Raw genomic sequence first — 9,459 nt, 5'->3', positions numbered from 1 at the left:
TATTACGAAGTTACCGACTTTATTATTAAGTTACCAACTATATTATGATCCCACAAGAATTGTGGTCTCGTAATAAAGTTGGTAACAAAACATTCCCCTAGCGCCCATTTTAGTGGACACCTTCGCCCACATAAAAAAATAAAGTTGGTAACTGAAAAGTGCCGTCATCCTTTCCGGTGTGTTTTTCATGTTAATAAAGATGGTAACTTTTAATTTTTTTCACGCTAAGCCTTACCCACAAGTGCAGTGTAAGTCACGGAAGTTCACCTTTTCGAGCCTTACATGGTACTAGTAAGTCTCCGAACTCTTTCAGCTCCTACTTTCGTTCGAGAGGAATCACTCGCCCGCCGCTGTTACTGCTCTGTTGCGAAGTTGAACGTTGTTGTGCACTCGATCTTAAACGCAATTCGATGACGTTGTTAGTTTCGTCTTCCTCAAAATAGCCTTGGGGGAGATTACAAAGCTCTTCAATAATACTCGCAGGCATTCCCAAGACTTGACGTAAAGTATTTTTGGCCAAGATTTGATTCTCAACCAACATTTTAACACTGCGCTCGAGCAATTTAGGCTCTTCAGGCTCTAGCGTTTCATCAAGTGGTTCACGTTGTACCCACCCGCGGGCAGAACGTGCTTTCCACAACCGTAAGGCCGTATCTTCGCCTATAATTTCCAGATCCCGACACCGTCGAATCATTGCGGCAGCAGATGCTTTCCATTTTGGCTTGAGAGCCAGAAAAGTGTCTAGTGTTGGATACCGCACTTCTCGCACAAAAGAAGCTGCCGGTAATAAAATAGCACTAGCAAAGCGGTGTGCCTGCTTTTCTAACAGGTGGTAGTGTTTCTGGTAGTCTGCATCAGTAACTGTTTTATGAAGCACTATATGACCCAACTCGTGTGCAGAATCAAATCGCGTCCTAAAGCCATTGGCTTTATCCATGCAAAGAAAGGCATAAGGACGGGCATCCACCTGTGACCAGCGTGATACTCCATCCATTTTAGCGAAACCCAAGCTACCACGAGTGACTACGATGCCATTGCTTTCCATGGTATTAATCAAATTATCAACAGGTGACTGGCCAAGCTTCCAACGTTGTCGGCACTCGGCAGCAAAGTTTTCTATTTCATAGTCAGTCAACGCTTTGAAGTCACCTTTGTGCTCCGGCAAGTTGAGGGGTGGAAATTCTAAACTTTCCTGTAATTTGTAAGAAATTTCTTCGGCCCAATCCAACCGAATTCTCGCAACCTCTCTTGAGATTTTTGGCGTCTGATTTTGTGCTCTAAAAAAGCTAGGCTGCGCTTCACAACTAGCGATCGGGACTTCGAGCAACCAAGATTCAGAAACGCCGAAGGTTCTACAAATTTTTTGAAAACTACTAATTTCAGGGCTACTTTTTCCCTGCTCCCATTTCGAGATATTGCCTTTTGCACATTGAATGAGGTCGGCAAGTTCGGCCTGAGTCATTCCTGCGCTGGCACGAAGTTGTCGTAGCCGCAGTGACTGAAAGCCTTGAATTCCGGATCTCATGATCGTGTGTACCCCTTAATCATTCTGTTCATTGCTTTCATTACTTTCAGCTTGGCGCATTTGCTTGCGTAGCCTCGGCCAAGCTTGATCTTCAGGTTCAACAGGTGGCTGGGCTGCAGCATAACCAGCCAGTAGCTCATCAATATCAATTATCAAATGGTACCCCTTGTTGTTCTCATGGGGCACTCGCACTTGTATGTAAGCAGGTCCATCCTGTTGTTGCTCAGGGGACGGAGCTTGCGCAACAATTATAAGGTTGAGCTTCTCGAAATTCTTCGCTTTCTCTGGCGTCGATTTTGCCTCTAACTGAAGCGCCAGTTGCTCACAAATACCAATATTGTGGCGAGCATTTTTAGCTCTGTACTTGGCAGGGCGGACTTTACCACTGGACCAGGAGGGAACGTGAATGGTTGCCAGCATGTTGGCAGTTTCCAACTCCGTGTATGACTCTCCTTCATTTTCTGTAACCTGGATCGAAGGCCGCCAACCTGACTGAGCATTGCACACCGCATCCTGAACGTAAAAATAACGATCCTGGCTACGTTTGCGACTTTGCCTTAGTGCACAGTGCTTAATACGCCCACGACTGTCTTCATCAGCTAATTTGAATGCTTCATGGATCAAGATTGGGAGCTCTTCAAAGAGCTCGGGGCTGCTGTAATGGTGAATGAACTGAATAATTTTTGTTGCTGTGTCAATCTGGGACATGCCTGCTCCGCCTAGCCAAAGTTCCTTAAGCGGATTATAGGCTCTTATTTCTTCCTTTTGAAGGTGCGACATGCTGGAAACACCAAGCGGCGGCAAAATCAGGACAGACTAATGGGACTTGTGTATTCGATAGTCAATTATGAGTGTGGCTAGCCTGATGATTTCGTTAGTAAAGCGCTTCAGTGATGACCTCCAAGCTTGGATCTGCATGCTCTCCATTCTTCAGGTCACAAGTTTCGCGGAAGATATTGTCGAAAGTAGCGCGGCAACATCAGTACTTTAGCGCAAACCCCAGCAGCAGATTGCGTATCACCGTTTTTGAGGCAAGGTCAGCACAGGAAAAATTCTCTACATGGAGCTGCCTCGTCTTCAGTAAACGGATCAGGCTGTCTGTCTCAATCCGTATGCTCAAATGCTCGGGCTTCCGACAATCAGGGCGACCCTCCCCGTAGAGGCTTTGTGACTGAAAATTATCCACACCGCTAAAAGGCATTCCCATAGTTCCTCCGATGCATCAGTGGACCATCATTGCCGGTTGCCTAGACGGAAAGGTGACTGGACACGTCGGCCAGTTCAGGTATTGGGCAAAAAACTCAGGCTGGAGTGAAGCATCCAGCAAGATCTCGATGCATTCATTGCTGTTACCACATTCGCCCGTGCGGATGTGGCAGGGCTCTGTCGCTCGCAAACTCTCAAGGGCTCGAAGCAACATATCGTCTGCAACGCAATGTTCACCGCAACTACGTAGGATGCTGCACAAAAGAATGGCGGAAAGAGTCAACTCCACATGCATGCAGTCAGGGCGGCTGGCACGGGCCAGGCAGGCTAAATCAAAAGCATTGCCGGTCACCATGATGATCTTTTCTGAATCCCGGTTTCCTTGATAGGTAAAAGCGTTTTCCATCCAGAACATCCACAAATCATTTTGTTCATTGAGTGACAGGTTTGCGAACATCGAGCGATGGCGCGGACAAAGAAATTTCATAGCATCCTCCTCTGCTTCACTTTAACGATAATAGTTATCATTATCATTTATGGCAAGATGGATCCTTAAATTTTTTAGCAACCGATGCGGATGTGGAAATTCGCAAAAGTATCCTTGCGCAAGGCTTGGAGCCTTTGCGAACAATATCAGCGGCATTTCGTCTATCGTGACAGAGATGTGCCCTCAGCTACCTTTAAAAGATTCACAACCGGGTGGAAATCCAGGCCAGGCGTTGGGCCTCTCTGACTGTTCTCGGAATTATTGCGCACTGGCCAATGCTCGGCTGCTGCAATGACCCCGATCCAGTCAGCGAAGCTGAATGGATATGATCCGTATGTCAGCCTGAAGAATGTGCTGATATCTCTGCCGATGCAGAATAATCGATGAGCTTTACCACATAGGTAGAAACCAGCTGTCATTAACAAAGTTTGATGACCGAATGCTTACCTGTTAGTCATTATAGATGGCCTGATAAGATCCATACGGCTACCCCGATTAGCGTTAAACCGCCAAACATTTCCGCTTTTTTCCCAACATGGAATCCATGGCTCGCACTAGCATGATTCCTATTGTCACCATAGTTATTGTGGCTATACCAATAAGCACAGCCGCTAGCCAGATATTCACATTGACAAATGCTAAACCGGAAACCAACACCGACTGACAGCGAATCAATACTCGTACCGAGTGCAGGCAGAGCAACCTCAAGAAGTGAAAGCCTGAAAGGCTTCTCTACCTCTTCTGGTCCGGGCTTCATAGATCATGTGCAAACCGAGAGCGATCAGCAGGGTAAATGCTATCCGGTGATCCTAGGCCTCTACATAGGGTGAGGCAGAGTTACCGATTTTGTTCTGATCTCGAATAAGCAGCCAGAGGCATTCGGACTCCCTGTTTGAATAGGTTGAATAAAAAAGGGTTGACATACCACTTTTTCACCTATTGGTGGGTGGCCAGTGCAGTTTCCCAGGTCCAATGCGCACGGCTTCCACGAGCTTTGTCGTACCCGTAAGCCGGCCTGAGAAAAGACTGGGGTTGGATCCGGTCGCCGACTTCTTGAACGCGGCAACACGACGATAATCTGCCGTGGCTAGCCAGGTTCGTTCATCGCTCTCATCGGTGACAATCCGGTAGAGGCCTACTGGTGGGACGGTCGAAGTATCGAGTAGGCGCTTGTAGTGTCTGATCGACCATTTCTGAATACCATCACTGAGGGCATCGCTTCGGAATCGTGCCCATAGCGCCGCCGTATCGGCTGTCGGCCAGTCACCAACATCGGTGATGGCTGTGATCTCGTCGGATTCGAGCCAGGCCCGCATCTCGGCGGGTGTTGCAAAGTCCGGCTTGGCATTCTCGATTGCCGCCATCGCTGCTCGCCGGGAAGGAAGACCCGCGCGGATCAACATTGACATCATGAGCTGAGGGACGCCGGTTTCGAGTGCCGCTGCGGCTCCACCCGTCACAGTCTCCGGTGACCAGCCGAGAGACATGCGCCGGGTGCGGACTGCTTCCAACGCCCAGACCAGTCGATAGGTGAAGGCCTCTTCGACCGCCCGCATATTCTGTGGCCCGATCTTGGCGACATCGTCTCCAGAGACCCAACTGCGCAGGATGGCTTTCCAGTTCGTCGGCAGTGCGTTCGCCTTGTGAGGTATGAAGGGCCTCATGAACAGCAGATGTTCGCCGAGGCCGCCTAGGGCGTCGACGAGTTCGTCAATGTCGCCGTTCAGGGCAGCAACATCGGCTAGGTCGAGAAGCTCGGCCAGCTCATCGGCCATGGCGTCAATGGTAAGGCCAGCTTCGAGCCCGACGCCCATGGCAAAGTGTCCGCGTCGCGACTCCGCTGTGGTGGTCTTCCAGATGAGATCGGCACGTGTCTCGAACACTCTCTTATGTATTGGGGCGACGTTCTCACCTTCGCGTGCGATCTGCCGGGCCCAAAGCGATCCTTTGAGTGCGTCGTCCAAGAGCTTCGGCAGTTCGACGCGCTCAGCATCAAGCGCTTCGACCAGACCGAACACCGTTGCATCGAGACGTTCGACAATCAGAGAAAGCGGTTCCTCGTCGATGGCCTCTTCATCTGCAGCGCCGCGTTCATCATCGTTGCTATCAGAGTCGTAGTCCACACTGGCAGCGAGCCGCTCTGCGACAGCGGTCTCCTCCTCAGGCGAACGCCACGCTTCACGCGCGTTGGCGAGATATTCCCAAGCATCATCGCGATCGAGGACACCATTACGGGACAGCCGTTCGAGAATCTCTGCGACGATTTGGATGAGCCCACTCTTCAGAGAGCGAGCCTTGGCGGAGGCAACCAGACCTCGCCACTCTCGCTTTCGCCACTTGATCTTGTCGAACATCACATGAACTATGAGACCTTCGACGTCCACAAAGGCGCGCCCTGCACGTCCTGCAACATTCGCGAACTCTTCGCCTTCAATCCTCTCGGATGCCCGATACAATGCCGGTACCAACAAGACGGCGGCATTGAGATTGAGGCCCTGCGACAGTGTCGGCGACGCGACGATGACTTTCAGCACACCTTCGGACAGCAGGGCTTCCAACTCACGCAGGAACGGACTCGGCAACCGGCCGTGGTGTATGGCAACGCCTGCCTCAAGGCAGGCGACGGCGGGATGGTTTTCTCCCAACCATTCCTTGCCAACCTCCAGGGCACGGGCGATCGGCACCTTATCCTCCAGCAGCGACTCCAGATAGCCGCGTTTACAAAGGTCTACGACCTGTTTGCCGTAGCTCTCGACCCAGTTCGCCTGAGTGGAGAAAATCAGCGTCCGCTTGCCCTGATTCGCAAACTCCCAGGCCGCGAATAGGGCAAGGTGCGAGTTCTTGCGCGGATAAGGTTTCGTCTCTTTCCCGAGAGCCGGTTTCTGCAGCACGAACTTATCGAGGAAAGGACCATCGTCGTCGAGGTCGAGACGAAGAAGCGCGTGCTTGCCCCGCCAGGTAAGTGCGCCGAACCGCTGCCGCGTGGGACGCCAGTCGGAGCGCACTGGCTCACCGGGCTCGTCGGATCGTATCCATGCGGTAAGATCGTCAAGTTCATCGCCGCTCGGCAGGATGGCGGACAGACAGACAATTCGACGTTCGCTTGCGTCCGCCCTTCGAAGCAGGCGTTGTACCAGCGTTTCGTAGCGGATCTCACGCTCGCTGGGGCCGATCATATGGCCTTCGTCAAGAACGATAAGACCGACATCATCGATCAGGGTTGGGTCACTTCGCAGTGCGAAATCGAGCTTCTCAGGTGTTGCAATGATGATTTCGCGGGTGCGCAGCGCGTCCTCATCGCCAGCCGAAAGGCCGCTGGCACCGTAAAGGGAGGAGACGCTGAAACCGAGGGGCGCGAAGGTCTTTCTGAAGGATCGTTCTGTCTGTGCCGACAGGGCGCGCAGTGGCGTGACGATCAGCACCCGGCGCTCCACAGACAAAGTCATCAGCGCTGCGATCTCGGCCACTCGTGTCTTGCCGGCGCTGGTCGGCAATGCGACGACGAGGTCATCTGTGACGTCAGTGGAACGCCGGGCAGCTTCGCGTTGCGATGGCCATAGCTCGACCTCAGAAATCTTGCGTGCATAGAGCGACGAGATGAAAAGCCGCCGCAGGTCCGGGTATGTTTCCTCCATTCCTTCCGGTGGTTCGGGCGGTAAAGTCTGATGAAGCGAATGCTGCCATAGGTCGTCAATTAGGTGGCGGCAGAGGTTCGAGATCCACCACAGCGGAATATTCTCCGCATTGTCAGACAGGCTAACTGCGGTGTCGAGTAGTGCCCGAGCAGTCTCGATTGGTTCGGATTCGCCGGTCTCGAGCGCGAAATCAAAATGAGCCAAGGCTCGACAAATCGTTGTATTGAGGATCGTCGACAGCACCTCATCGACATCGGACTCTTCACCCTGAAGCGTCTCGGCGATCTGCTCATCCTGGTGAGCTTTGTCTTCCAGCCACCCACGAACGAAACCGCGTAATTGGTCGAGCTCGCGCAGGATCAAGTGCCTAATGGCTGTTTCACCGGGCGAGGTGTTGAGATCGTCCGTAGTCTCGTTGAAGAGCGAATAGGCGACGGCTGAAAAGCCTGCGAGGTGGTAGGCTACGGCCGCTATGGTCCGGCGAAAGCCACGAGTAGGCAATTCCGGATCGCCATTGCGGACAAGGGCTTCGAAAGCGTTGGCTGCTCGCTCGAATGCCTTGCTGATCAGCTCCGAATTGCCGGTCTGAGCACGAAGAGCCATCGCGCCCCGAAGCAGGGAGAAGCCGTGTTCGGCGAGATCGGTTTCAATTGTCTCGCCGAGCGGCGGCGCATTTAGCGGCAGCACACCATTTTTGCGCATCAGTGACCAGGCCGCACCGCGGTAGAGAAGGCGTCCAAGGATGCCATCGCCGGTCGCGGTCGTCAGGAACGTGGTCAGTTCGTCAATCGTTTCCAAGGTCTTCCGCCTCCGCATACATGTCTGCGATGAAGTCCTGATGGTCTTCGACGTGGATGTTTACAACATACTGGTTTCGGTTGGCACCTGTCGCCTTGAGGTCCTTTTTCAGCGAAGGGTGTGGGCCGTTACCCGATACGGTGAAAAGCATATGGTCGATGCGGTCTGCGTAGAGGGACTTCAGGCCCACTTCGTCACGAAGGCTGCGTCCAAGCTTCTTGTCGTCAGAGACGTTGCTCTCCAGCAAGCGGTTAGCGACAAAGAGTAGGGAATCAGGCGTACAGCGGCCGTTGTCGCGGTTGAGCACATTGCGAGCGTTCTTGACCGTAGTTCTCCCGAGAACTTTGTTGCTTTTGGCTTCGCCTTTGAGAAGCCGGAGTTTCTCTGTTTCGCCGTCATATTCCGCGCCGATGAAATCGTCACCACGCATCGCCATGTTGCGCCCGTCCTTGTAGCGGAAACGGCGCACGGGGACGCGCAGCCCGATCTCTTCCTCTACCAGCTCAGTCGCAAGAATCTCGCCGAGATCGCCTGACCTACCCCTAAGTGTCTGGGGCATCACCTCGCTGAGGATCTGTGCTGCGACCTTGTATCCGAGCCGATCTACATCTTCGGCAATGCGTTCCAGCCGGTCGTAATGTGAGCGGATTGTCTTGGCCAAGTCATCGTGGATCTCGTCGCGGCCGCCGTCCTTTTCGACATAGGTCCAGTAATACCTGCGTTCGTTTGCTTCCTTGGTGGACTCGCACCATTTCTTATATAGCCCCACACTGTTTCCTCGGTTCATCAGACCCTCCCTAGAACGCCTTAAGTATCGGCATATCTTTAGTGCCGTTGATCGCTGATTTATCTGGGGTGGCATTTGTTTCACCTCTGGCTTTTGAGCCGCCACCACCTCTACGATAATACTCGCCAAGGCTATGTTTGTAGTAGTAATCTCAAACCGGTGGGTTACTTGCGTTTGGAGGGCAGAAAATGCGATTTAGAAAGCCTGCCAGGATCTGTCAATCTAGCTGCTTTATCAATCACGGTATGATTCATGATACTGACCGGGGAATGAATGAACTACCGAGAATAACCGACAAGCACGAAACTGCGGGCTTATTGTGGCTTTCTGATCACCGCGAGCAGTGGGGACTTTCCGAAGCTGAGCTGGCAACTTTGCTCGGCGTAACAGCTGAAACCATACGGAAGTGGTTATCGACCGACAACAAAACGTTAAAGCTGCCAGCGGACGTTGTGGATCGAATTGGCCTGCTACTTGGCCTTCACAAGTCGTTGGTACTACTGACGCCTTTCGAACAGGAAAGGATGGCCTTTGAGTGGTTTCGAAAGCCGATCTATCTGTGGGGTCTAAACGGGATCTCCATCCGCACACACCTGCTGGATGCCTCTCATTCTGATGTTTTGGTCGAGCTGGTTCGACGGATCCGCTCAGCGACAGTGTGAGAGTGTTATCACGCAAACAGCAGACAGACCGGTATCAGTTAGTACAGATTAGTAACGAGACTTACTAATTGATCATTCTCGTTATTAAAGCATATTAACCAAGGCTTGCCTGGCCCTGTAGGAGGATCCATGTCCACCAAGCGCAAGACGGAAAAAGAACTGCTGGAAAACCTCAATGCTCACACAGTTCATGCCGACAAGCTGACAGAACCGCTCCCTCAGGAGCTTACTCCCTTGGAACGGCTCAAAGGGTCAGTCAAACGCTACGAACGGCCAACTGACTCCGTGTGGGATGAACATTTTGATTCCGATGAAGACGTAACGAAGGACTTCATGGAATGATCGGGAGCAGACCAAGT

At 52.3% G+C, this 9,459-nt stretch carries 8 protein-coding genes; 2 read left to right on the top strand and 6 right to left on the bottom strand.

Features of this window, described 5'->3' with window-relative positions; translation table 11 throughout:
* Positions 1-316: 316 nt before the first annotated feature.
* The 6 genes from ACTHYN_RS12620 to ACTHYN_RS12595 all read right to left on the bottom strand — a co-directional run bounded on the left by ACTHYN_RS12620 (position 317) and on the right by ACTHYN_RS12595 (position 8,438).
* Positions 317-1,525 (bottom strand): helix-turn-helix domain-containing protein, encoded by a 1,209-nt coding sequence (locus tag ACTHYN_RS12620; RefSeq protein ID WP_441808205.1) that lies wholly within the window; start codon positions 1,523-1,525, stop codon positions 317-319.
* Between the two features lie 15 nt (positions 1,526-1,540).
* Entirely contained in the window at positions 1,541-2,233 is a 693-nt protein-coding gene (locus tag ACTHYN_RS12615) for a hypothetical protein (protein WP_441808204.1), read from the bottom strand.
* 514 nt (positions 2,234-2,747) lie between these two features.
* Positions 2,748-3,218, bottom strand: coding sequence for a hypothetical protein (locus ACTHYN_RS12610; RefSeq protein WP_441808203.1), 471 nt, complete (start codon positions 3,216-3,218; stop codon positions 2,748-2,750).
* Positions 3,219-3,719: 501 nt separating this feature from the next.
* Positions 3,720-3,875, bottom strand: coding sequence for a manganese efflux pump (locus ACTHYN_RS12605; RefSeq protein WP_441808228.1), 156 nt, complete (start codon positions 3,873-3,875; stop codon positions 3,720-3,722).
* A gap of 275 nt (positions 3,876-4,150) precedes the next feature.
* Positions 4,151-7,651: a DEAD/DEAH box helicase gene (locus ACTHYN_RS12600; RefSeq protein WP_441808202.1), complete on the bottom strand. Its 3,501-nt coding sequence runs from the start codon at positions 7,649-7,651 to the stop codon at positions 4,151-4,153.
* The gene (locus ACTHYN_RS12595; RefSeq protein WP_441812791.1) at positions 7,638-8,438 is read right to left on the bottom strand and encodes a Hachiman antiphage defense system protein HamA; all 801 of its coding nucleotides are present in this window, start codon (positions 8,436-8,438) and stop codon (positions 7,638-7,640) included. Before ACTHYN_RS12595 ends, ACTHYN_RS12600 begins: the two co-directional genes overlap by 14 nt.
* Before the next feature lie 269 nt (positions 8,439-8,707).
* Here ACTHYN_RS12595 and ACTHYN_RS12590 point away from each other — a divergent pair, with 269 nt between their 5' ends.
* On the top strand, positions 8,708-9,100 hold the full coding sequence (locus ACTHYN_RS12590; RefSeq protein ID WP_441808200.1) for an antitoxin Xre-like helix-turn-helix domain-containing protein: 393 nt from the start codon (positions 8,708-8,710) through the stop codon (positions 9,098-9,100).
* A gap of 129 nt (positions 9,101-9,229) precedes the next feature.
* Entirely contained in the window at positions 9,230-9,442 is a 213-nt protein-coding gene (locus ACTHYN_RS12585; protein WP_441808199.1) for a hypothetical protein, read from the top strand.
* Positions 9,443-9,459 lie beyond the last annotated feature (17 nt).

Source organism: Marinobacter sp. (assembly GCF_052091845.1).
In the GTDB taxonomy this organism is placed as follows: Bacteria; Pseudomonadota; Gammaproteobacteria; order Pseudomonadales; family Oleiphilaceae; genus Marinobacter.
Note: the sequence above shows the minus strand (reverse complement) of the source record. Positions and strands in the feature narration are given on the sequence as shown.